This window comes from Streptomyces sp. NPDC096105, assembly GCF_044763335.1.
Classification (GTDB): Bacteria; Actinomycetota; Actinomycetes; order Streptomycetales; family Streptomycetaceae; genus Streptomyces.
Genome location: NZ_JBIWGC010000012.1, coordinates 189,628 through 213,100, shown reverse-complemented (window position 1 = coordinate 213,100; position 23,473 = coordinate 189,628). Strand labels below are relative to the sequence as shown.

Here is a 23,473-nt window from a genome sequence, read left to right as displayed (position 1 = left end):
CAGACCGTCGACCTCACCTCGGCACGGCCGAGGTGAACACCGAGCCCCGCCAAAGTCCTCGACGCCCCACCGCCTACTGTGCACGAGCTCGTTAGTAGATGTGGTCGTCGGCGCGTTCACCCTCGGGCGTCCGTCGGAGACGCCACGCACCGAAGCCGGCCCCAAGAGCCCCGCCCATGAGAGCCGCCGCTCCTGCCCACACGCCGCTGGGCGAGAGCGCCGCAGCGAGCAAGCCGGCCAACAGGGCGCCAATCAGCAGGTACATGACGGCGATAAAGCACGCAGCGAGGTAGCGATTCCTCAGAGGCGTCATGCCACCTTGCATGAGGTCCTCCTCCCCCCTTCGGCTGGTTCCCTTCTCGTTTATCCCCGAATGTTCACGACAATCCGGCTCACGGGGTCGCGTCACAGAAGGTGAGCCAGAGGCCGTGGAAGTGGACGAAGCCACTCCAGACGGTGCTCGCTGGATCGGAACATACCGGTGGGCTTGGGCGGCGCTCCCACGCGTCGGATGAGGGACGGCCTCGGTGCGGGGCCCGCTGGAAGCGGACACGGCCCGTGCCACCCGGCCCTTTTCCTGCGGCAATCTCACCCACAGGCCACACGCGCCGAGCACAGCTATGGCACCGTGGTCCCGGCCCGGTCCGTCACCCCCGCGGTGGTGGCGGACCAGGCCTCTTCGTGCGGTCGCACGGTTGGGGGTCTGCCACAGCTGTCTGAGCCCTACCCTGCCGCGGCGGCGAAGTCATCCTCCGCGCGTGGGCGCGGGTTCACCCACCAGGCCTGTCCGGCTCGTGGACAGATGATCGTATGACGCGGCCCCGGCCGGGGTAGAGAGGATGTCGGGCGCCTTCCCGCAGGGAAGAGCCCGCTATGCATCCCTGCCGGCCCCGCCGGCAAGACCGAAGGAAGCGGTATGGCCAGCGGCACCGTGAAGTGGTTCAACTCCGAGAAGGGCTTCGGCTTCATCGCCCAGGACGGCGGCGGACCGGACGTCTTCGCCCATTACTCCAACATCTCCGGCAACGGCTACCGCGAGCTGGTCGAGGGCGAGCCGGTCACGTTCGACGTCACCCAGGGCCAGAAGGGCCCCCAGGCGGAGAACATCGTCCGCGGCTGACCACCGCTGGCCTGCACACCCCCGTGTAGAGTGGTCTCACCGACGCGGGGTGGAGCAGCTCGGTAGCTCGCTGGGCTCATAACCCAGAGGTCGCAGGTTCAAATCCTGTCCCCGCTACGAAAGAGAGGGGTCCGGCATCAGCCGGACCCCTCTCGCATTCCTGCGCACGGAGCCGGGCGGGTACAGCCGCTGCCGAGGGCGGGGACGACGACGAGTACCCCCCACCTGGACGAGCTGGACTCCTCCTCCACGGCGAAGGCCGCGTCCCCGCTGCCCGCGAGCAGATTCGCGACCACCAGCGGCAGCGGGCCGCCGGCCACCCCGCACCCGGCCCCGGCCTTCCGCGACCACGGCCAGCAGCAGGCCACCGTGCACCAGCCGCACCGCCCCCAGGGCCCCGGCCGCACATACTGATCATTTCAGAATGAGCTTGGTGTAGGGCTTGGCTGTGGGCGGGGCCGACGGCAGACTTCTGCGAGTGTCGGATGATCTTGTGCCTGATGATCTGTGGAACGTGTCGCCCCGTTGCTTCCTCCTCGTCCGTCGCGGCGTCGGCGGTATCCAGGCCGACTGCCGGCGGATGACCGGGCCGCCCTGCGCGGGATCATCTACGTCCTGCGCACGGGTGTGACCTGGGCGGACGTGCCGACCGAGACGATCGGCTGCAGCGGGGTGACGTGCTGGCGGCGCCTGCGGGACTGGACCGAGGCCGGCGTCTGGCCCCGCCTGCACGCCCTCCTCCTCGCGGAACTCCGCAGAACGGGTCTGCTGGACATGGAGGACGCCGCGGTCGACGGCTCGCACGTCCGGGCCCTGGAAAGGGGGCTCACACCGGACCTTCGCCGGTCGACCGCGGCCTCCCAGGAAGCAAGCACCATGTGATCACCGACCGGCACGGAACACCTCTTGCGGTGTCCCTGGCCGGCGGAAACCGTCACGACGTCACCCAGCTCATGCCCCTGCTGGACGCGATACCCCGCATCCGCGGCCTGGTGGGCCGGCCACGTCACCGACCACGGCGGTTGTTCGCCGACCGCGGCTACGACTACGACAAGTACCGTCGCCTCCTGCGCGCTCGTGGCATCATGCCGAAGATCGCACGCAAGGGCACCGCCCACGGATCCGGCCTGGGCAGGACCAGGTGGGTCGTCGAGCGGACCTTCGCCTGGCTCCACCAGTTCAAATGCCTGCGGACCCGCTACGAGATACGCGCCGGCCTCCACCTCGGACTGCTCCAACTCGCCTGCAGCATCCTCTGCTTACGACGACTCCGAACCTCATTCTGAAATGATCGGTAACCGCGACGCGAGGGCAGTAGCGGGCCGATCAGGCACACCACCGGCCGGGCGCCCAGCGCACCAACTTCTGTGGCGGAGCCGACATTTGACGTATGGGTGCAGGTCAGGCCGGGGTTGCGGAGCTTGCCCTGGTATCACGCATCCTGGCGCCGCCCTGTCAGGAGCCGTCGCCGAGACGCAAGGGCTGAGGAGTCTTCACGCTCCGCACTCCATCGCACGCGGACCCGACGCGTGCTCACACCCTGAGGGGGACCTCGTGTCCACGCTCGCTCTGCTCGTCGTACTGCTCTGCATCGGCTTCGGCCTGGCAGCCGTCATCGGCCTCGGCTTTCTCGTCTTCCGCCACCCGCGACTGAAGGGCTCGGTCATGGTCTCCCTGACCGTCGCCACTGTCCTGGTCGCTCTCCTGGCCTGGGTCACTCAGGCCGGCGCACTGTCCGATGGAGCCGGGCCCGGCCACCCAGTGGCGCCGACCCTGCGGACAGGACGCTGACCTGCCGCAGTCGGGCCCATGGTCGGGGTACCGGCAGCGCGTGGTCAGGCCTGTGGTCGGGATGTGCAGCCGGAGGCGAAGAACGGGCGTTGATGACGATGCCGAGGGTCGCCAACTCATCCGCAGCCTGCCCAGCATCTGAAGCCACTTGGCCGTGCTCTGCTGGCACTCGCACGCGCCGCGGAGCGCCTGGACGGGCAGGGCTCACCGCCTTACCTGACGCTGATGTCGAGGGGCCCTCGGCGCCGCCGGCAGCACGGCGGCGCCTACTGTGCGGCGCGGGCGGAGGGCATAGAAGTGTGGTTGGGGCGACCCCTTCCGTCGTCCAACTGGCCACAATTTCCATCGAGGCGAGGACCGGGGTAATGGCGAGAGACGCCCTGCACGCCTGCAGATTCGCCGGAGGGAGCGAGCGCTTGGACCGATGCGTGCTTTCCCGGAGTCCTCGACAGGGAAGGTCCCCGCCGCTCCAGGAGCGCGGGGACCTTCGACATCAGGTATTGGGCTTGGTTGATTCGTTGCCTTTACGACGGTGCCGGGGCGGTCGATGGAGCCTGTGTCCGTTGTTCTCGCAGGAGCCATCTTCAGCTCCTGCGGCCCGGGAGACGAAGGGATGTTTAGCGGGACTCGTCGTAGGGGTCGCGGCTGCCGGACTTGGCCAGACCCCGGCTGATCATGTAACCGACGGTCAGGACCACGATGTACAGCCATGCCTGGTCGGCACGGAAGTAGTCGGCGTGGCCATCGTCGTCCCCCACGACCATGGAGGCGATCAGCACCGCGACGACCGCGGCGATATAGGCGAAGAACTCGGTGGTCTTGAAGGCGGCCTTCGTCTCGGTCGACAGCCTGCGCGGTCGGTGAGCGGCCGTATCGGTGCCCGTGTGGTGGCCTGCGTTGCCGACCGGGTTCACAGCGCTCATGAAAAGGCACCTTTCTCATCGTGGGGAGTGCCTGTGGCACTCCGGGGGTAAGGAACGCGCCAAGATCGACGTCGTGTCTACCAAGTGCCCGCGCACAGCGAAATAAACAGCCCATCGGGCCTTGGCCACGACAATCAGCGCGATGGCTGTGGCTGTGAGGTGGGCGAACGCCGACGCTGGGCCGCGACTTGACAGCACGTGGATCAGGACGGGCAGTCGACTTCCCGGCCTTCGGCGACGGTCATTCACGGCCGGGCCGAGCGGGCGAGCCGAACCGGAAAGAATTTCTGGCGCTGGTCATACGCACCAACCGGCCGGACATGTCGTCTGAGGCTGATCCTTTGGAGTGGACACCCTGACAATGGATCTTGATGGTCCAGGGAGGGATGTCCAGGTGGGACGCAAGTCTCCGTATCCGCAGGAGTTCAGGAAGGGCGCCGTCGCGCTCTATCAGGCTGCGGGCGGCAAGCGCACCTACGCCGCGGTGGCAGCGGATCTCGGCATCACCACCGAGTGGCTGCGGACGTGGGTACGCAAGGAGAACGAGTCCCAGGCAGTGCGCGAGTGCCGCGGCGCCGACGTGAGCGAGGCTGAGGAGCTGGCCCGGTTGCGTGCGGAGAACGCCCGGCTGCTCAAGGCCGAGAAAGAGTGGCAGCTGGAGCGCGAGATCCTGCGCCGGGCAGCCGCCCATTTCGCTCGGGAGGTGAGGTGACACCCTGCCGCTGGGACTTCATCTCCGACAACCGTGCCGACTTCGGCGTCAAGCGGATCTGCCGGGTGCTCGGGGCATCCCGGGCCGGCTACTACCGCCATCTGGCCACCGAGCAGGCCCGTGCCGGGCGCCAGGCCGAGGAGAAGCGGACCGTGGCCGAGATCCGCGCCGTCCACGCCGAGCACCATGGCGCCTATGGTGCCCCGCGCGTCCATGCGGGGCTTCGTGCCCGTGGACACCGGATCAACCGCAAGCGCGTGACACGGCTGATGCGGGTCAACCACATCGTCGGCCGGCATCTACGGAAGAAGAAGCGGACGACGATCACCGACAGGACCGCGCCGCCCGTGCCGGACCTGGTGATGCGCGACTTCACCGCCGGCAGGCTGAACACCAGGTGATGCGGCGACATCACCTACATACCCGTCGGCACGACGTGGCTCTACCTCGCCACGGTGATCGACATCTGCTCGCGGCGGGTGGTGGGCTGGTCGATCGCCGGCCACATGCGCACCTCGCTGGTCACCGACGCGATCGAGATGTCCGTGGCCGCCCGCGGCAGCCGGGTGAACGGCGTCGTTTCCCACACCGACAGGGGCACCCGATACAGCGCGGCCGCCTTCGCCGACGTCTGCCGTCGGCACGGTATCCGGCGCAGCATGGGCCGGATCGGCTCGAGCTACGACAACGCCCTCGCCGAGTCGTCCTTCCAAGGCCTCAAACGCGAGTTGCTCCGCGGGCGCCGCTGGACCTCGAAGGCCCAGACCCGGCTCGAGCTGTTCCGCTGGCTGTCGTACTACAGCCGGCGCCGTCGCCACTCCGCCCTCGGCTACCTCACACCAGCCGAGTTCGAACAACAACTGATCACGACACGTACGCTCTCGCTCATCGCATGAAAACCGGTGTCCACTCCCGGGGATCAACCTCACCGGTGCAGCGGCTCGCCGGTGTTCTTGAGTCCCCAGTGTCCGGAGAGATTAGTCTTCTCCCGCAGTGAGACGTCCAGGCGCCACAGGGCGGCGGTCTGGTTCTCGGTCAAGGCCTTGATGCGGTCGGGCGGCGCCGGCCGCCGTTCGATGCCGATCGTCGGGTCGCCGATGATCCAGCCCTGGCGCTGCCACCACCCGATCGCCTTGCGGGCGATAGACAGTTCCCGGTTGACGGTGTCGGCGTCCATCTCGTCCACCCGTGCCGCCGCCAGCTCGGCCAGAGCCTCCGGCAGCGCCGGGTCGTCGACCGCGGCGACGGGGAAGACGGGCGGCTTCGCGCCCCGGCGGGCGGGTCCGGTCGGTGCCGGTTCCCCGGCGAGCATCCATCCCCACGTCGTCAGCGAGATCCGGTAGATCCGCGCGGAGGACTTCGCGATCCCGGCGCCGGTGAGGTATCGCTCGACCGCCGCGGTGTACGACGCGGGCGGGGCGGACAGGGCACCACCCGGGCGCGCGGCACACGCAGCACGCCCCCGCTCCCGAGTTCGGTCACCGGTTCGATCGCCACGTCCGTCCCGCCCCTCCGGTCCTGTCGCAGTAAATGCGGACACCTCGCCTGCGGCGGTCGGAGAGTCCGCCGCAGGTCGCGAAGATCGCCATAGGGGGTCTGCCGCAGTAAATCCGGCATTTACCGCGACGGCGGCCCAGAGCGCGAATCAGGGCGGTGGCACGAGTGCGCAGCTCTGCTGCTACGGGGGACGCCGGTTGCGTGTCGAAGCGGCTTCCGGTGCGCCACGGTGACGTGCGTCTGTCGGCCGGGTCGTCGTTCGCGTCGGCCCCGTGCCTGCCTGGTGGTCGGCTCAGACCGGGAGCGGCAGACCGGCGGCGTGGAAGAGCCGGTCACGGGAGGCCGCGGCCTCGTCGAAGACGGCGTCGCCTCCCTTCAGTACACCGTTCTCCTTGAGGATGGCACCGGCCACTACGACCAGGTCGACATTGCCGGCGTGGCCGCCCGCGACGATCGTGGCCGCAACGTCCGTGGCGGGGAGCATGTTGGCGTGATCGAGGCGGATCATGATCAGGTCTGCCTCCTTGCCCGGGGTCAGGCTGCCGGTGCGGTCGTCGATCCCCGCGGCCCGTGCGCCCTCGATGGTCGCGAAGGACAGCAGGTCGGCGGCGTTGAACGTGGGTAGGCCGGGAACACGGTCCATGGGCCCGGCCGCACCGGCGAGGATCAGCTGCTGGTAGGCGAGGGTCGCCCGCATGACGCCGAACATGTCACCGCTTACGATCGTCTCGGTGTCCACGCTGAGGCTCGGGCGGACACCGGCGGCCAGCAGCCGGTTGGTGGCCGGCTGGCCCAGGCCCGGCATGAAGACCTCGAGGGCGCCGGCCACGGACGCGGTGGCGCCGCGTGCGGCCAGCATTCTCAGCTCCTCGTCGGTCGACGTGCACAGGTGGATGAACGTCATGTCGGAGGCGAGCAGCCCGGCCTCCTCCAGTTGCCGTACGGCCTGCTGCTCCGCCCCCCACTCGCCGAGGCCCACGTGCATGCTGATGCGCAGGCCCAGTTCACGGGCGAGCCGGATGTCATGCTCGGACACATCGGGGGTGGACAGCTCCGGTCCGCGGAGCATTGCGTTGAGGGTTACCCGCGCCGAGTCGTCGGAGAGCACCTCGTTGCGGATGCGCCGAATGTCGTCGGGGTGGGTGCGGTCGCTGCCGAACTGCCATTGTTCGGCCTCCGTCGACGGCCAGCCGTGGTCGAAGACGGCACGGATGCCCGACTCCCAGTGCGCGGCGATCGCCGCGTCCGAGTGCTCGGGGCTGTTGCTGATGTGCGATTCGTCCCGAACGGTCGTCACCCCGGAGTCGAGGGACATCAGGTCCGCCGCCAGGTTGCCGATGTGTACGTCCCGGGGGTCGAAGTACTGTCCGAGGCCGATTTGCACCTGGCTGCGGTACTCCTGGTAGGTCCAGGCAGGGCCGAGATTGCGCAGCGCTCCCTGCCAGTTGTGGCGGTGGGTATCAATGAAACCGGGCAGCACGGCGTTCCCTGTGCCGTCGATGACCCTGGCCCGGTCGTCGGACAGGTCCCGGCCGACCTTGAGGATCCTGCCGTGGGCGATGAGGATATCGCCCACGAAGTTGCCGAGCTTGTCGTCCTGCGTCATCAGGTATGCGCCCTTGATCAGGATGCGTTCGTTGTTCTGCGGCTGGTTCTGGGACACCTGTGGTTCCTTTCGTGCCGTGGGCGGCACTGTGTTGCTTCTCCGTCGAGAGAGGGGTGGTGGGTCGGGTCCGCGTCCGGTCCGGGCGCGGACGTGGATCACTTCGCGGTGGTGTCACGAGGGCGTCGGGAGGCAATCCAGACGGCGCCAAACGTGAGGAACGCACCGAGGACGGTGAGGGCGGAGGGGGACCGACCGCCCGAAGGGACCAGGAAGTCCAGGGCGATCGAACTGGCGAGCTGCCCCGCGATAGAGGCCATGCTCAGCAGCAGGACACCGATCCGGCGCACCAGGAATGCCGAGGCGCCGATGAACACCACGCCGCACAGACCACCGAGGTAGACCCACAAGCTGGTGGGCAGCGGGTCCCCCGCGGTCCCCTGCACGAGTGTTTTCACCCCCCAGGCCGCGGCGAGGAACACCGCACCGGCAAGGAAGTTGAGCCAGGTCGCTGCGATCGGCGAGCCCGACGCGGCCATCGTCGCTCCGTTGAGTGCCTGCTGCACACCGAGGAGGAAGCCGGCGGCGAGGGCGGCGAGGGCCGGCAGGATGATCGTGCCCGGCGCGAGGGTGTCGGCGAAACGGGGCAGGGCGGACACGACTGCGGCCACCAGGATGACGGCCGCTCCCGTGAACCGGGCGGCGCCCGGGCGCTGCCGCAGGCCGCCGCCGATACCCCGGCTGTCCACGATCAGACCGCCGAAGGTCTGACCGGCGATGGCCGACACGGTGAACACGGCGACTCCAGTGACCAGCGCGACGGTGGACTGGGCCAGGGCGAACGTGCCGCCGAGCACACCGGCCAGCAGGTACCGGCGGGGGAGCCGGCCATCCCGTGAAGCGCCGGCCAGGCGGCGCAGCGCGCCGCGCAGCCCGGGGGAGAAGAGCGCGAGGAGGGACAACAGGACGAGTCCGCCCGAGAAACTGATCGCCGCCGCGGCGATGCCGTCGTCGAGGCGATGACTCAGCTCGCCGTTCAGACGGGCCTGTACCGGCACCACCATGCCGGCTGCGATGGCTGCCGTGACGGCCAGCGAGCCGCCGCGAGGCACGGATGGGCGGGACTGTTCCGCCGACTGGGGACCGGGCCCAGCAGGGCGGCGATGACCTGACCCGGTTGGAGCGGTGGGAGTACTCATGTCGAAGTTCCTCAAGAAGGGTTGCGGCCGGGCAGGGCCCGGTCGGCCCGGCCGCCGATGGCCGGTCGGGTCCCGCCTGTGGCGGGGCCCGGGACGCGGGCCTTTCTCAGAAGCCAGTACGCGCGATGTCGTCGAGGACCGACGGTCCCGTGGGGGGCCAACCCAGGACACGCCGGGCCGTGTCGCCCGAAGCCTGCTGGTCGAGGAGAAGGGCCTCGCCGAGCAGGCCGAGCCGGTCGAGCGTCTGCACGACGGGTTCGGGCTCGACGCGTCCGGCCAGGCCGATGGAGCGGCTCACCGCTTCGGTGATCTCCCGTACGGTCGGGTTCGTACCGCTGGCGCCGATGAAGTACGAACCGGCCGGGGCCTTCTCCAGCGCGAGCACGTAAAGCTCGGCCAGGTCGTCCACGTGCACGATGCTCCAGTGTTGGTCACCGGAACCGATCATGGTGAGCGCCGGGGTGTTTCCGGTGGTTCGAGGACCGGCGGCGACGAGGTTCAGCAGACCGCCGCCGTGGCCGTACACCACTGCCGGTGCGATGACCGAGGTCCGGACGCTCTGCGCGTCGCGCACGAGCTTGTCGAGCGGCGCCCGCCAGGCGGTCAGCCGCGGGGCGTTCATTCCGGACGACTCGGTGATCGCCGAACCGCTGCCGTGCAGCCAGACGCCGGTGGTGTGCACGAACGGCCGGTCCGTGTTCCGCAGCGCGTGCAGGAAGCTGGTGACGGCGACCTCGTCGACGGTCGCGCTGGTCTCGTCCCCTGGCGACGCCAGGTGGATCACGCCGTCGCTCGCAGTCGCGAGTTCCTCCAGGGCGTGGCCGTCTGCCAGGTCGGCAACCGCAGGCTCGGCGCCCTTGGCCCGCACTAGCTCGGCCTTCTCGGCTAAGCGGACCAGGGCAGCGACCTGGTGGCCGCCGGAGATGAGCCGATCGAGCACCGCGGCTCCGATGTAGCCGGTGCCGCCGGTGAGCAGTACGCGCATGGCCATCCTCTTTCGCTGACGTTTCCTGGTCCGGGCGTTGGCCCGCACGACAACGGTCGCCCTGCCCAGCTATCGTGTCCAACGAATGTTTTCGAATTCTTGATCGGACATACCGATTAATAGGAATGGGTGTGGACCAGAAGCGGCTGGAGTACTTCATCACCGTCGCCGAGGAGCTGAACTTCACGCGGGCGGCCGAGCGGCTGCACGTCACTCAGTCCACGCTCTCGGCCGGCATCAAGGCCTTGGAGCACGAGCTCCGGACCGAACTGCTCCTCCGCTCCACGCGGTCGGTCAGACTGACGGAGGCCGGCTCGGCGTTCCTCCCCGAGGCGCGGACCGCGATCGAGGTACTCGACCGGGCCCGGGCGGCAGTGGAGCCACTCTCCACGGGGCTGCGCGGCAGCCTCACCGTTGGCGTCCTCAGCGGGCTGACGGTCATCGACGTACCCGCGCTGGCCGGTGAATTCCACCGCCGTCATCCCGAGGTCCGGTTGCGTACCGAGACCTCCCAGCGGGGAACCTCCGGGCTGATCGAGCGGATCAAGGAGAGCCACGTCGACGTGGCCTTCGTAGGAGCCGATATCAAGGACGATCGCCTCAGATCGAGGGCCATCAAGAGGTACGAGGTCCAGCTGCTGGTCCCCGCCGATCACCCACTGGCCTGCCGGAAGCGTGTGCGGCTCAGAGACATCGCCGGGGAATCCTTCGTCGACATGCCCACCGGTTTCGGGCAACGCCAGATCGCGGACGACGCGTTTACGAAGGAGGAGCTGTCCCGGCGGGTCCTCATCGAGGTCTCGGACATCACCACGATCGTGGACTACGTGGCGCACGGCTTGGGCGTGGCGCTGTTGCCCTCGGACTTCGCCGCGGCGGCCGGGGACGCCGTTTGTACCGTCCCCCTCGCGGACGCCCGATTGGCCTGGACGCTCAGCGTGGTCGTCTCCGCGACGCGTCCGCCGACGCGGGCGCTGCATGCCTTCCTCGACCTGATCCCACACCACATCCGGCGCGACCGCATGTTCTGAACGGACATCCCCGGCCGTGCCCGGATCACTTCCCGAAATCCACCGGGCTCGCGTGGGCGGGGTACTTGCTCATGACCGGTGACCCGGTTGAAGGCGTTCATGGAGATCGCGATCCAGATCACCGCGCCATGAGCCCGGGGCAGCCACTCGTCGGGGTCTCGCCACGCGAGACGCCTGTACGGCCCCCGCTCGCAGTGCTGCGCAGGTTCATTTGTTCTCCACGGTGGATCGCGCCGCCTGGTCGGCCGGGGCCCGAGAGCATGGTAGAGAGGCCGCGGCGAGGTTGAGGCGGGTGCCCGTGTCGAGGTTGACCTCGCTGTAGGGCCGGACGTGGGACCAGAACAGCGGGGTCAGGCCGCGCCGGTCCGCAGGTGTGAGGAGGTCCACCCACTCCGGTTCGCCGAGGATGTCTTGGACCATCAGAGTGTTCACGAAGACCAGGGCCGATTGCAGAATCCGCAGGCACAGGACGAACGTCTCCTGCTCGTCGCGCCGGTTCGATGCGATCTCCCCGCCCTTGCCGTAGGCGATCACGGAGTTCGCGCCGTTGGAGGACTCCATCAGGCACTGTCACGTTGGCTGGCGGGGTGGGATGATCTTCGAGTTGATCATGGTGGAGGGGGTTGTCCGTGGGCAGTACGCCGCCGTCGTACAAGGGCCACCGGTATCCGGTGGAGGCGATCTCGCACTGCGTGTGGCTGTACTTCCGCTTCCCGTTGTCATTCCGTGAGGTGGAGGAGCTGATGCTGCAGCGCGGCGTCATCGTGTCCCACGATCCGCCGGTGGTGTCTGAAGTCCGGGCAGTCCTACGCCAACGCCCTGCGCCGCCGGCGTGCGAGGCCGGGCGGCAGGTGGCACCTGGACGAGGTCTTCCTCACGGTCAACGGCGAGCGGAAGTACCCCTGGCGGGCCGTCGACCACAACGGCGACGTGCTGGACATCCTCGTCCAGAACCGGCGCGACAAGGCCGCGGCCAGGCGCTTCTTCCGTCGGCTCCTCAAAGGGACCGGGGCCGTGCCCAGGGTGATCGTCACCGATCAGCTCCGTTCCTGCCGCGCGGCGCACCGTGAGGTCATGCCCTGGGTGGAACACCGCTCGCACAAGGGCCTGAACAACCGGGCCGAGAACTCCCACCAGCCCGCCCGGCAGCGGGAACGCGCCATGAAAGGTTTCCGCTCCACCGGCGGAGCCCAGCGTTTCCTGTCCGCGTTCAGCGGCATCTCCCCCCACTTCCGCCCCCACCGCCACCTGATGACCGCCCCCGACCATCACGCCGAGATGACCATCCGCTTCACTGTCCGGGAACAGATCACCGGCACCGCCGGCCTGCCCGCCACGGCCTGAGCACAGAGCCGGAACCCGGCCCCGGCACGCCCCGGCACCCCGCCAAGCACAACCCCCTCGACAACGTGACAGCGCCGCGTCGAGACATCACAACGACTCGGCCGACACCGCTGGACCATCGAACGAACCATGGCCTGGCTCGTCGGCTGCCGCCGACTCCACCGCCGCTACGAACGCAAGGCCGAGCACTTCCTCGCCTTCACCAGCCTCGCCTGCACCCTCATCTGCTACCGCCGACTCACCCGAGCAGGCGACTTCTAGGACGCGTCGGCGTAGGCGAGATGGGCGCCGCAGACGGTACAGCGAAAGAGCATGGCGGTCGCCCCGTCGCCCAGGTGGGTCAGGAAGTGCTCAAGCTGGTTTTCGTCGTGCCAGCCGTCGAGGCGCATGTCGGCCCGCAGTTGGGCGAGGGCTTCGGGATGCGCCACCAACTCGGTGTACCCGACTTCGCCGACGAAGGCGGCCGCGTCCTGGCAGTGGACCAGCCAGTGCGGGTCCTGCCATGCGTGGAAGCCGGGGGTGCGGCGGGTGACCTCGTGCAGGACGTCCTCGCTGACGCCGTCAAGCCCGTAGGAGTCGGTGAATTCACCTGCGAAGCGTTCGGCTGCGCTCCCGTCTGCGATGCACCACGGGCAGAAACGTCCGTTCACCTCGTGTGCGGTGTAGAAGGTGGCCGTGTAGATCCAGCCCACGCTGCGTTTGCAGCAGGCACACGTATCGGCGGCCGCACGGATGGACCCGCTGGCGAGGGGATCGGGGTGATAGCGAAAGAAGGGCAGGCCAGCACTCATCGTCGGTTCCCGCCCTGCTGCCTGGTTGCCATGCCCACTGATCCCATGGAGAGCAGTCTGTCCGCGAGCAGGTCCCCGATCAAGCTCGGTCTCAGCTTCTTCGCAGTCCAGCCAATTGAGACAGCTTGTAACTTTCCAAGCAGCACAGGTTGGCGGCGACGAACGCGAAGAGTTCGGCGACAGCCCGCAGGTCGTCGTTGGCCAGCCGGGGATGGACGGGCTGGCCGGCGAACCGTTGCTCGTTCCGGCAAAGGAGCCGGTTGGCGGGGTCGGACGCCCAGCGGCGGAAAGCGGCGGCCGGCTGGGCGGCGTGGGTGGGGTCGCCCAGGACGTCGAGCGGGTCGGTGAAGGTCTCCAGCCAGCGGTCGAAGCGGGTTCTTCTCTCCCGCGGTCAGGCTGGGGGTCTTCAGGTCGAGGGTGTATCCGGCCTGGGAGATCTGCAGGCCTGCGGGCGTTGTGTCAGCGTGGCCGCTGTGCCCGCCGACGTTGTGGTCGGGGGCTGCCGGCCGGTTGTGCTCGGCGTGGGCTGCGGGCTCCGGGTCGGAGGTGAGGGGGGCCGGCGGCCGCGCCGACACCGTAGGCGGCGGCGAAGGTCGCCGCGACGGCGGCGGTGAAAGCAGTGATCCTGACGCCGGTGTTCATGACGGACCCTTTCTCGGCGGTGTCGTCGCCTTCCTTGACGGGCGTCCCCGACCGTATACCCCCCAGGGGTATATGTAAGCGATGCGGAGACGTTTGCCAAGGATACCCCTAGGGGGTATACATAGTGGCGTCAGCGATACCCCCCTGGGGTACACCAGTGATCGCATCCTCCGGGAGGAACCATGTCCTGCTGCACCCCCGACGGCAGCTGCTCCACCAACACCGCCGCGACCGAGGCCACCGAGGGCACCACCACCGTCTACAACGTCTCCGGAATGACGTGCGGACACTGCAAGGCCACGCTCACCAAGGAGATAGGCGCCCTGAACGGCGTTCTGGCCGTCGTCGTCGACCTGGAGAGCGGCCAGGTCGCCGTCACCAGCTCCGGCGAACCGGACGACGCGCTGCTGGCGAAGGTCGTCGACGACGCCGGCTACGAGCTCACCGGCCGCGCGGCCTGAAAGCTCCGCTCGTCTGCCGGTCCCGCCCGCGGGCCCGGTCCTTTCTTCCCTCTTCCACCCACCCAGTCCGAGGAGCAGTGATGGCTACCACGGTCCCCGACACAGCCGAGGTCGAACTCGCGATCGGCGGCATGACCTGCGCCTCGTGCGCCGCCCGGATCGAGAAGAAACTGAACCGGATGGACGGAGTCGAGGCCACCGTCAACTACGCCACCGAGAAGGCCAAGGTCACCTTCCGCCAAGACCTCGACGTCGCGGACCTGATCGCCACGGTGGAGGCCACCGGTTACACCGCCCGCAAGCCGGAACCGGACCCCACGCCCGGCGCGACCGGTGACGGTCGAGACGACGGACCGGGCCAGGAGACGCAAGGCGATGAGCTACGGCCGCTGCGGCAGCGGCTGGTCACGGCCGTGGTGCTCGCCATCCCGGTCATCGCGATGGCGATGGTGCCGGCCCTACAGTTCGAGTACTGGCAGTGGCTCTCCCTCACCCTGGCCGCCCCGGTCGTCACCTACGCCGCCTGGCCCTTCCACCGCGCTGCGTTCACCAACGCGCGGCACGGCGCGGCCACCATGGACACCCTCATCTCCGTCGGTACCTCGGCCGCCTTCTTGTGGTCGCTGTGGGCTCTGTTCTTCGGTACCGCCGGCACCCCCGGCATGATCCACCCCTTCGAGCTGACCATCGCCCGCACGGACGGCGCCGGGAACATCTACCTCGAGGCCGCCGCCGGTGTCACCGCCTTCATCCTTGCCGGCCGCTACTTCGAGGCCCGTTCCAAGCGCAAGGCCGGGGCCGCGTTGAAGGCACTGCTTCAGCTGGGTGCGAAGGACGTCACCGTCCTGCGCGGCGGCCGGGAGGAACAGATCCCGGTGGGCGAGCTGAAGGTCGGTGACCGGTTCCTGGTCCGGCCGGGCGAGAAGATCGCCACCGACGGCACGGTCGTCGAGGGCACCTCCGCCGTCGACGCCTCGATGCTCACCGGCGAGTCCGTCCCCGTCGAGGTCGGCGCCGGGGACACCGTCACTGGAGCGACCGTGAACGCCGGCGGCCGCCTGGTCGTCGAGGCCGCCCGGGTGGGCGCCGACACCCAGCTCGCCCGGATGGCCAAGCTGGTCGAGGACGCGCAGAACGGCAAAGCCGCCGCCCAGCGCCTCGCCGACAAGATCTCCGGCGTCTTCGTCCCGGTCGTCATCGCCCTGGCCCTGGGCACCCTGGGCTTCTGGCTCGGCAACGGCGCCGGGCTGACGGCCGCGTTCACCGCCGCCGTGGCGGTCCTGATCATCGCCTGCCCCTGCGCCCTGGGGCTGGCCACCCCGACCGCGCTGATGGTCGGCACCGGGCGCGGCGCCCAGCTCGGCATTCTCATCAAGGGACCCGAGGTCCTGGAGTCCACCCGCCGCGTCGACACCATAGTTCTGGACAAGACCGGCACCGTCACCACCGGCCGCATGACCTTGCTCGCCGTCCACACCGCCGAGGGCACCGACGAGGACGAGGTGCTGCGCCTGGCGGGGGCCTTGGAGCACGCCTCGGAGCACCCGATCGCAGCGGCGGTGGCCGCGGGCGCCGCCGAGCGGGTCGGTGCCCTGCCGGTCCCGGAGGACTTCGCCAACGTGCCCGGACTGGGCGTCCAGGGTGTGGTCGAGGGCCATGCGGTCCTGGTGGGCCGGACCAAGCTGCTCGCCGAGTGGGCCCTGGAACTGCCGACCGAACTGGCGCGCGCCAAGGCCGGCGCCGAGGCCGCGGGCCGCACCGCGATCGCGGTCGCCTGGGACGGCGAGGCAAGGGCGGTCCTGGAGGTCGCCGACGCGGTCAAGGACACCAGTGCCGAAGCAATCACCCGGCTGCGCGCCCTGGGCCTGACGCCGATCCTGCTGACCGGGGACAACAAGGCCGTCGCCGAGGCGGTGGCCTCGGAAGTCGGCATCGACGAGGTGATCGCCGAGGTCATGCCCCAGGACAAGGTCGACGTCGTCAAGCGCCTGCAGGACGAGGGCCGTTCGGTGGCGATGGTCGGTGACGGCGTCAACGACGCCGCAGCCCTCGCCCAGGCCGACCTCGGGCTGGCCATGGGCACCGGCACCGACGCCGCCATCGAGGCCGGCGACCTCACCCTCGTCCGCGGCGACCTGCGCGCCGCCGCCGACGCCATCCGCCTGGCCCGCAAGACGCTCGGCACCATCAAGTCCAACCTGTTCTGGGCCTTCGCCTACAACGTCGCCGCCCTCCCCCTCGCCGCGGCCGGACTGCTCAACCCCATGATCGCCGGCGCCGCCATGGCGTTCTCCTCGGTCTTCGTCGTCGGCAACAGCCTGCGCCTGCGCGGCTTCAAGGCCGCCGGCTGACACCTCGACCCCGCCGCACGGACGGGGGGCGGACCGACAGGCCCGCCCCCCGTTTTTCTGTTACCCCTCCCGTCCCCCGGGGGAGGGCGCCGTTCATGGCGCACGAGGGAGGCCGCATGCGCGACTTCGTCCACCGCGGCAGCGATGGTCAGGCCCCGTAGGGCCAGGTGGCCGGGCCGCGGGAGGTCAGCATGCTCGGTCTGCCGTACCCGCCGCCTGCAAGGCAGTGCCCCGCGGGTGCGGGGAGCAGACGCCGGCGAGGGGGATCTCGTACAGACCGGTGGGACCATCCCCGCGGGTGCGGGGAGCAGAGGATCCGGGCGACGGTGCGCGCCTCCGCAGGGGGACCGTCCCCGCGGGTGCGGGAAGCAGCCGCCGGCAGCAAGAAGCACGGGATGAACGTACAGATTCTGGCCGACCCCTCCGGCCGGCTGCTGTGGGCATCACCGGCTCTTCCCGGTGCCGTCCACGACCTCCGGGCCGCCCGCGAATACGGCATCGTCCGCGTGCTCACGGACACCGGCATCACGTGCTGGGCGGACAGTGACAGGACCATCTCGTCGATCTCGCCGAGCCGCCGCTACCGCTTCGTGACCAGCATCGGATCGAACGCGCCCGCCCGGTCCCGGGGCGCCTCGATCTCCACCGGGCCGACCTCGGTGACACCGTCTTGCCCCGGCGCCCGTTGCGGTAGTTCTCCCGCCCGCCTTCACCCTTCTCGCCGTGCTCATGGCCCAGGTGATCGGTCAGCTCACCTTCCAGAGCGGACTCCAGCACCCGCTTGGTCAGCTGTTGCGGCAAACCTCCTTCACCGGTCAGTCGCGGCCCGTCGGCCTGGGCCCGCGCCACCAACTGAGCGACCAGCTCGTCATCCACCCCAGCCGGCCCGACGGCCTGACCTTCACTCTCGGAGACACTCACGTCAGTAATCATCAACTACCGCTTCATGCTCGGGAGTTACACCACTCGCCGTACAGGCCCATCGGGTGGCGGAGCGGGGGTGAGCCGGGTCCAGCCTGCAGGCGGGGCCAGGAGCGTGCGGACGTGAGGTTTGCGGGCGCGCAGCCGCACGTGTCCCCGGTAATCACGGAGGATGAGGTGGCTGAGATGCTCGAGGGCCCTGATGGCGAAACCGTTCGCCGGGCACATACCCTCGCCTTTTCCGAAGGGAAGGTAGGAACGCCGTTGGCCGTCGGTCGGCTGCTCCCAGCGTGAGGGGCGAAAGTCCAGGGGCCTGTCCCATACGGTCGCCGACCGGTGGATCGCGTGCGTGCCGATCAGGACGTGCTCACCCTCGCGGACCCGGGAGCCGGCTATAGCGTGGTCGGTCGCGGCCACTCTGATCAGGCGCCAGGCGGTCGGGTAGAGGCGTAACGCCTCCTTGACCAGCCGATGGACCTGCTCTTGTCGCACCGCCGGGGTGTCGTAGCCGTGCCTGATACCGAGCATCACAACCCATTCGAGGGTCACGCCGGTGAAGCCGACTGTGGACAGGACAAGGCGTTGCAGCAATTGCGCGCGATCGGCTGGGGACAGCCCTTCGGGCAGGCCCAGCACCAGGTCGACAAGGTCCTGCGCGCCCGTTTCGGGTGCTGGCAGTCGACTGAGCTGCTCGGCAAGCCCGGCCCGGACGGCCGGCACCGTACGGTGCGAGCGTCTCAGCACATGGCCGACGATGTCGTCGGCGACGACGCTCGACGTCACGTAGGCGTCGACGAGCATGTTGATATCGGTATGGCGCGGGTGCGCGATGACGGGGGCGAAGTACCGCCGCACCAGTTCGACGCCCCAGCGCTGGTGCCACAGGCGGCCGCGACCGTCACTCACCTCACCGAGGGCGGAGGCGAGGTCGAACGATGACGCGAGGTCGTGCCGGGACAGGACCCTGAGCAGCTCGTGGGAGGCTTCACTCCGGACCTGACGGGGCAGGGATTCGGGTCCCAGGCGAAGAAACCCGGACTGGGACAGGTAGTCACCGGCCGAGTCGACCAGGATGTTTCGGGCCGCGTCGGCATCGGCCACGAACAGGGTGCCGAAGCGGAGCCTGAACGGACCGTTGCGGCCCGCGGCTTGCTTCTCCCATCGCCGCAGTTGCGGCCACAGACTCTTCCTGTCCAGGAGCAAGGGGTCATCCGCCCATCTGACGGGGGACGGGACGCGCGGCGGTCCACCTCGCGTCCCACCCTTTTACGGGAGAGGACGTCAGGCGTTGTGCCCGTACCTGTCGCCGTACGCGTGGCGCCGTGTACGCGCCTCAGCGCCGAGCCCGCGAAGGCTTTGGATGATCCATGACATCGTTGCTGCCCTCCTTATCGGTCGGGGCTGCGCCTGGTCCGGCTGCCGAGCGTCAGTCCTGCTGCCCGTAGCCGACGAAGTACCCGTGCCACCGTGCACGCATCTCACCACTGAGCGCCCGAAGGCTGCTGGTCACCCACGACATCGTGATCCTCCTTGTCGGCCAGTGCTCAATTCGGCTGTACCGGGCCACAAGGAACTCCGGCGGCCCGCCACAGGCACGCACTGACGCTACTCCCACACCGAAACCTGGTGAACTATCGGAATTAGCCAAGAATGCTGCGGCAGTAACAGAAGTCCTGCCCACGTGAAACCTGTCGGGCTTCGGCTTATCTGCGCCCATCGGCGCCATGCCTCGCGGAGCGGTCGGCGGCCAAGAAAAGACAGAAGCGGCTAACGGGCTCATCTTCAGCAAGCTGCCAGGGTGTCACGAATTGATCATTTCCTCACCAAAACGCTATAAACTCCACATCACCTGACTATCGGCAAAAATTAAACAGCCACAGCAGGAGGTTACTTGACCAGCCCGTACATCGCGCCAGAGCAGCCCGCGCCCGAATAGGCCCGCAAGCGGTGCGTCTTGCCCGTGCTCGGCCTTGCCTTCTTCCTCGGCATCGGCGTCGACGGCTCACAGTCCGAAGACGACGCCAAACCGGCCACGGCCAGGGCGCGGCCCGCCACGGCCGTCGCCGCAACCATGGCCGCCATCGCAGAACCCGAGCCGACGCCGGTGGTGACAAGGACCGTTGAGGTCGAGGTCACCGAGACCGTGAATGCCGAGCCCTCCTCCGACAGCGGCATCAACGACAGCAGTGATGACGGGAGCAGCCGGAACGGGCGCTCCTACGTACAGTCGCTGGGCACGGAAAACGACAACGAGAAAACCCGCCGGTTCGTGTCGACCAGGGCCCTCTCCCTGGGCTTCCGCAACAGCTTTCTGCTGCACGAACGGCGCTTTGCCGGCATGGAGGGCCCACGGAGTATGCGGCGCCGCTCGCGAAGCCGCCTCCGCCACGTCGAGGTCATACGACGTCCTGCGCCCGGGTGAAGGCAGCCTGCCCGCTGGCTCGATCTCGGAGCGCCTCCGATTACGACCAGCGGGTCGAGGCAGCCCGTCAGCGGTTTCGGTCGGAGAACTGACCGGTCGGATGGGAGGCCCCGCTTCGACGGCTGACGGACTGCTGTCTTCCGGTGTCACTGAGGCTTCTGCCCGGCCCCGGCCTCTCGCCCCGCCCGGACCACCAGTTCGAGCACGGCGTCGATGTCGGCCGTGGTGGTGGCCGGGTTGATGGTGCACATCCTCAGGACTGTCCGGCCGTGGACGCGGGTGGTCAGAAGCAGCGCTTGGCCCGTAGCACGGACGGCGTCGCTGACGGACTGCTGAAGACGGTCGACGGCGGGCGGGTCGGTGGGACTGCCCGGGGGCTGGCAGCGGAAGGTGAGAATGCCGAGGCCGGGGGCACTGGCGAGGTCGAGGTCGGGGTGGGCGGTAATACGGGCGGCTGCGTGGTCGGAAAGGTGGAGGCCGTGGTCGACGGCACGGCGGAAGGCCGCAGCACCGAAGGTCTTGAGGGAGAGCCACACCTTCAGGGCACGCAGGCCGCGGGATCGCTGGGGGCCGAGGTCGTCGAGGTTGACCTCGTCGTAGCGGGCCTCGGCAGGGTGGAGGTATCCGGTGTCGAGATGGTGGCGGGACATCCGGAAGGTGGCTCTGAGAAGTTCCGGGTCGCGGACGAGGACACAGCCGGTCTCGTACGGCTGGAACAGCCATTTGTGCGGGTCGAAGGTGAGGGAGTCGGCGCGCCCCAGCGCATCGCGCAGGTCGTGGCCGCGGTCGGAGAGAGCAGACGCTGCCCCGTGGGCGCCGTCGACGTGCAGCCACAGACCGTAGCGGCGGCAGAGCCGCGCCAGGTCCGTGACGGGGTCGGCTGCGCCGGTGCTGGTGGTTCCGACGGTGGCGACGACGGCGAAGGGACGCAGGCCGGCGGCGAGGTCTGCGTCGATCCGGGCAGCCAGGCCTTGGAGGTCGAGGCGCTGGCCGGTGTCGGGTTCGAGGGCGATGAGCTGATCTCGGCCGAGGCCCAGCAGGTGGACCGCGCGGGCGATGGAAGGGTGGGCCTGGGTGGAGCAGTAGAGGCGGGCGCTGGTGAAGTCACCGCCGAGGTGATGGTCGCGGGCGGCGGCGAGTGCCGTGAGGTTGGCGACGGAACCGCCGCTGACGAACAGGCCGCCCCAGTGTCCGGGCAGGCCCAGCAGCTCCTTCAACCATTTCAGGGCGGTCAGCTCGACGCGGGTGGGGCCTGAACCGACCAGCCATGCGCCGGGGACGCTCAGGTGGGCGGTGGAGAGCAGGTCGGCGAGGACCGCGGGATAGTTGCCGGTGGTGGGCACGAAGGCAAAGCAGCGAGGATGGTCGAACCGGATGCCGAGCGGCAGTACGTCCTGGGCGAGGTGGTCGAGCAGTCCGGTCAGATCGCTGCCGTTCTCGGGCAGCGGCTCGTCGAGAAGTGCTTCGAGCTCGACGGGATCGGCCACGGCATGCGGCGGGCCGTCCGCCGCCGTGCACAGCCGCTGGACGACGAGGTCGATGGCATGGTGGCCGGCGTCTCGCATCTCCATGACCGATAGGGCGAGTTCACCGGGGCGGTAGGGATGCGAGGGGTCATCAGCGCTCGCGGGACGGGCCGACGGCACCCGGCTGGTGCTCGGGGAGGCACTGGCCATGGAGCCCGTGGCGGTGGGCGGCGCGTCGCGGGTCATACGGGATCACCTGTCGTGGTGCGGATCTCGTGGGTGAGGAGTCGTTCGGTCCAGGACCGAGTCCAGGGGCCGAGGGCGGGCCGCGGGGACACGTCGCAGAGGTGATGGCCGGTCTGCACCAGCGCGAGTTCGTCGCCGGGTAGGACAGGGCCCGGGGAGGCGTGCGGCCAGACCAGGGCGGTCCCGGCCTCCTGCCGCGGGAGGGGGTCGGGCAGAGCCGTCTCGTCGAACGTGCCGGGCCGGTCGAGCGGTTCGATCAGTTCGAGGGGCCCCTCTTCCGCCAGCCGGTAATAACCAGGGCGAGGCAGGGTCGTGACGTGTCCGGGCCGTCGGGCGTGCACGACGAGCTGGCCAAGCCGCGGCACCGGCCGCGTCATGGCACGGACGGGCGGCAGTTCGGGCAGCAGGCAGGCCAGCACGTGCAGTCCCAGCAGGGGCAGCAGACCTGCGGCGGTTTCGGCCGCCTGGGCCAAGGACGCCACCGTCTGAAAACGCGGGTTGATCTCGATGACCACGGGCGTCCCGTCATTGATGACCAGGTCGAGACCGAAGACGCCCCGGAAGCCGTGCCGTCTCAGCACGTCTCCGACGGCACGAGTTGTGTCCCGGACGTGGGAGAGGAGCGGTGCGGGCAGGGCGGAGTCGTCCAGGAGCTGGTTGCCGCAGTGCGTGCCCCATCCCGGAGTCAGTCCGGGGAGGCCTACGAGCTGGTGGGAGACGGCGGAAACGACGGTCCGGTCCGCCCCCGCGCAGGCACTGACGGTCAGCGGCAGTCCTGGCACGAGCCTGCTGAGCCGCAGGGTGTGCCGTGACCATCGCGGCCTTCCTGCGGACCCGGGTCTACCGGCCCGAGTCCCTGGGCTGGCTGGAGGGCTGCCAGGCCCTGCTGCGCTGGCGGATGGAGAACGGGATCACCGGGCTGTACGCCATTCCCTACGACACCGAGGCCGAGGTTGGCGCGACGAAGGCGTTCCCGCTGGGCAGGTGGGTGCACCAGCAGCGCAAGGCGCTGCGGGCGGGTGAGCTGGAGCCGCACCGCAAGGAGCTGCTGGACGCGCCCGAGGCCGGGATGGTCTGGGAGCCGGGCGAGGAAGCCTAGGAGAACAAACTCGCCGCGCTGCGCTCCTTCCGGCGGGCCACCGGACACCTCGCTCCGAGGCAGGATGCCGTCTGGGACGACCCGGCCGGCGGCGGCTTTGTGCCTGTCGGGCAGTACATGGCCAACCTCCGGCGCAAGGATGGTCTCGGGAAGGACCCGCGGCGGGCCGCCGTACGCGCGGCGCAGCTCGCCGCGGTCGACCCGGAGTGGGACTGTCCCTGGCCCCTGGACTGGCAGCGCCACTGCCGCGTGCTCGCCGACCTGGTCGACACCGACGGGGTACTGCCCGACATCGCACCCGGCGTCCTCATGGACGGTGACGACATCGGACGCTGGCTGAAGCGGCAGAAACAGCCCGGCGCCTGGAAGCAGTTGTCGGCCGAGCAGCAGGAACGGCTGACCGTGCTGGGCGTGCAGCCGCTCGAGGGCCGGTCTTCCTTCCCGGCGGGGGCGGCCCGGGCGGGGGCCGGCGGTACGGCGGCGAAGGGCACGGGCAAGGCGCAGCAGGCGTTCCAGCGGGGGCTTGCGGCCCTCGCCCAGTGGGTGGAACGGGAAGGCGCGCACCGGCCGGTGCCCCGCGGGCACGCGGAGGAGATCTTGGTCGGCAGTGAGGCGGAGCCGGTGACCGTGAAGCTGGGGGTGTGGGTCTCCAACACCAAGACCCGGCGGGACAAGCTCACCGCGGAGCAGCTGGACGCGCTTCGGGAGCTGGGCGTCCGGTGGGCGTGACGCTCGCCTGACCGGGGGCGCCAAGCCGAGGTTGCGGTGCCGCAGCGGGGGCCGTGTGTGCACGCATCTGGTTCTGTCTGTCGGCGAGGGTGTGCATCGACGTGGCGGTGCTGGCCGCGTGGTGCAGAGTGTGAGGTCCT

General features: G+C 69.3%; 17 protein-coding genes, 1 tRNA gene and 5 pseudogenes. 12 read left to right on the top strand and 11 right to left on the bottom strand.

The features are described 5' to 3' along the window. Positions 1–916 precede the first annotated feature (916 nt). The 4 genes and pseudogenes from ACIQ8B_RS20505 to ACIQ8B_RS20490 all read left to right on the top strand — a co-directional run bounded on the left by ACIQ8B_RS20505 (position 917) and on the right by ACIQ8B_RS20490 (position 2,911). Entirely contained in the window at positions 917–1,120 is a 204-nt protein-coding gene (locus ACIQ8B_RS20505; RefSeq protein WP_009192932.1) for a cold-shock protein, read from the top strand. A 43-nt stretch (positions 1,121–1,163) separates the two neighbouring features. After that, positions 1,164–1,237 (top strand) — tRNA-Met (locus ACIQ8B_RS20500). A gap of 361 nt (positions 1,238–1,598) precedes the next feature. Continuing rightward, positions 1,599–2,406: pseudogene (locus ACIQ8B_RS20495) on the top strand (IS5 family transposase). A 268-nt stretch (positions 2,407–2,674) separates the two neighbouring features. Beyond that, on the top strand, positions 2,675–2,911 hold the full coding sequence (locus tag ACIQ8B_RS20490) for a hypothetical protein (protein WP_403548541.1): 237 nt from the start codon (positions 2,675–2,677) through the stop codon (positions 2,909–2,911). A 617-nt stretch (positions 2,912–3,528) separates the two neighbouring features. On the opposite strand, the gene ACIQ8B_RS20485 is transcribed toward ACIQ8B_RS20490, so the two are convergent. Then, positions 3,529–3,834 (bottom strand): hypothetical protein, encoded by a 306-nt coding sequence (locus ACIQ8B_RS20485; RefSeq protein WP_290010398.1) that lies wholly within the window; start codon positions 3,832–3,834, stop codon positions 3,529–3,531. Positions 3,835–4,228: 394 nt separating this feature from the next. Between ACIQ8B_RS20485 and ACIQ8B_RS20480 the strand changes: the two are divergent. Then, a pseudogene (locus ACIQ8B_RS20480) lies at positions 4,229–5,442 on the top strand (IS3 family transposase). 29 nt (positions 5,443–5,471) lie between these two features. Here the strand turns inward: ACIQ8B_RS20480 and ACIQ8B_RS20475 are convergent. From ACIQ8B_RS20475 to ACIQ8B_RS20460, 4 genes are all read right to left on the bottom strand, one after another. Beyond that, positions 5,472–5,858: a hypothetical protein gene (locus ACIQ8B_RS20475; RefSeq protein WP_403548539.1), complete on the bottom strand. Its 387-nt coding sequence runs from the start codon at positions 5,856–5,858 to the stop codon at positions 5,472–5,474. A 477-nt stretch (positions 5,859–6,335) separates the two neighbouring features. Further along, the gene (locus tag ACIQ8B_RS20470) at positions 6,336–7,706 is read right to left on the bottom strand and encodes an amidohydrolase family protein (protein WP_403548537.1); all 1,371 of its coding nucleotides are present in this window, start codon (positions 7,704–7,706) and stop codon (positions 6,336–6,338) included. Positions 7,707–7,804: 98 nt separating this feature from the next. Then, positions 7,805–8,758 (bottom strand): DMT family transporter, encoded by a 954-nt coding sequence (locus ACIQ8B_RS20465; RefSeq protein ID WP_403548535.1) that lies wholly within the window; start codon positions 8,756–8,758, stop codon positions 7,805–7,807. A gap of 193 nt (positions 8,759–8,951) precedes the next feature. Beyond that, a complete protein-coding gene (locus tag ACIQ8B_RS20460; RefSeq protein WP_403548533.1) occupies positions 8,952–9,830 on the bottom strand; it encodes an NAD-dependent epimerase/dehydratase family protein in 879 nt (292 codons plus the stop codon). Between the two features lie 131 nt (positions 9,831–9,961). Here ACIQ8B_RS20460 and ACIQ8B_RS20455 point away from each other — a divergent pair, with 131 nt between their 5' ends. Then, a complete protein-coding gene (locus ACIQ8B_RS20455) occupies positions 9,962–10,861 on the top strand; it encodes a LysR family transcriptional regulator (protein ID WP_403548531.1) in 900 nt (299 codons plus the stop codon). Positions 10,862–11,068: 207 nt separating this feature from the next. Here ACIQ8B_RS20455 and ACIQ8B_RS20450 read toward each other — a convergent pair whose 3' ends face one another. Next, positions 11,069–11,422, bottom strand: a complete 354-nt coding sequence (locus tag ACIQ8B_RS20450) for a Tn3 family transposase (RefSeq protein WP_403548529.1) — start codon at positions 11,420–11,422, stop codon at positions 11,069–11,071. Between the two features lie 68 nt (positions 11,423–11,490). Between ACIQ8B_RS20450 and ACIQ8B_RS20445 the strand changes: the two are divergent. Both ACIQ8B_RS20445 and ACIQ8B_RS20440 read left to right on the top strand, forming a co-directional pair. Continuing rightward, positions 11,491–12,205: pseudogene (locus tag ACIQ8B_RS20445) on the top strand (IS6 family transposase). Positions 12,206–12,292: 87 nt separating this feature from the next. Then, a pseudogene (locus ACIQ8B_RS20440) lies at positions 12,293–12,466 on the top strand (transposase); the annotation flags it as partial. On the opposite strand, the gene ACIQ8B_RS20435 reads toward ACIQ8B_RS20440, so the two are convergent. Beyond that, a complete protein-coding gene (locus ACIQ8B_RS20435; protein WP_365420854.1) occupies positions 12,463–12,996 on the bottom strand; it encodes a CbrC family protein in 534 nt (177 codons plus the stop codon). The pseudogene ACIQ8B_RS20440 and the gene ACIQ8B_RS20435 sit on opposite strands and share 4 nt — an antisense overlap. A gap of 824 nt (positions 12,997–13,820) precedes the next feature. Here ACIQ8B_RS20435 and ACIQ8B_RS20430 point away from each other — a divergent pair. Together ACIQ8B_RS20430 and ACIQ8B_RS20425 are read left to right on the top strand one after the other, a co-directional pair. Next, positions 13,821–14,099 (top strand): heavy-metal-associated domain-containing protein, encoded by a 279-nt coding sequence (locus tag ACIQ8B_RS20430; protein WP_290010383.1) that lies wholly within the window; start codon positions 13,821–13,823, stop codon positions 14,097–14,099. An 80-nt stretch (positions 14,100–14,179) separates the two neighbouring features. Continuing rightward, complete coding sequence (locus tag ACIQ8B_RS20425) at positions 14,180–16,450, top strand: heavy metal translocating P-type ATPase (protein WP_403548527.1); 2,271 nt, start codon at positions 14,180–14,182, stop codon at positions 16,448–16,450. A 525-nt stretch (positions 16,451–16,975) separates the two neighbouring features. On the opposite strand, the gene ACIQ8B_RS20420 is transcribed toward ACIQ8B_RS20425, so the two are convergent. Together ACIQ8B_RS20420 and ACIQ8B_RS20415 are read right to left on the bottom strand one after the other, a co-directional pair. Beyond that, positions 16,976–17,383 carry a transposase gene (locus ACIQ8B_RS20420; protein WP_403548525.1) on the bottom strand — a complete coding sequence of 136 codons (408 nt, stop codon included), beginning with the start codon at positions 17,381–17,383 and terminating at the stop codon, positions 16,976–16,978. 24 nt (positions 17,384–17,407) lie between these two features. Further along, complete coding sequence (locus ACIQ8B_RS20415) at positions 17,408–18,574, bottom strand: cytochrome P450 (RefSeq protein WP_403548523.1); 1,167 nt, start codon at positions 18,572–18,574, stop codon at positions 17,408–17,410. A gap of 757 nt (positions 18,575–19,331) precedes the next feature. Here ACIQ8B_RS20415 and ACIQ8B_RS20410 point away from each other — a divergent pair. Continuing rightward, positions 19,332–19,793 (top strand): hypothetical protein, encoded by a 462-nt coding sequence (locus ACIQ8B_RS20410; RefSeq protein ID WP_403548521.1) that lies wholly within the window; start codon positions 19,332–19,334, stop codon positions 19,791–19,793. A 146-nt stretch (positions 19,794–19,939) separates the two neighbouring features. Here the strand turns inward: ACIQ8B_RS20410 and ACIQ8B_RS20405 are convergent, their stop codons facing one another. Together ACIQ8B_RS20405 and ACIQ8B_RS20400 are read right to left on the bottom strand one after the other, a co-directional pair. Further along, positions 19,940–21,505: a pyridoxal phosphate-dependent decarboxylase family protein gene (locus tag ACIQ8B_RS20405; RefSeq protein WP_403548519.1), complete on the bottom strand. Its 1,566-nt coding sequence runs from the start codon at positions 21,503–21,505 to the stop codon at positions 19,940–19,942. Next, entirely contained in the window at positions 21,502–22,287 is a 786-nt protein-coding gene (locus ACIQ8B_RS20400; protein ID WP_403548517.1) for an ATP-grasp domain-containing protein, read from the bottom strand. Before ACIQ8B_RS20400 ends, ACIQ8B_RS20405 begins: the two co-directional genes overlap by 4 nt. A 23-nt stretch (positions 22,288–22,310) precedes the next feature. Here ACIQ8B_RS20400 and ACIQ8B_RS20395 point away from each other — a divergent pair. Next, positions 22,311–23,333, top strand: a pseudogene (locus ACIQ8B_RS20395) (helicase associated domain-containing protein); the annotation flags it as partial. Between the last annotated feature and the right edge of the window lie 140 nt (positions 23,334–23,473).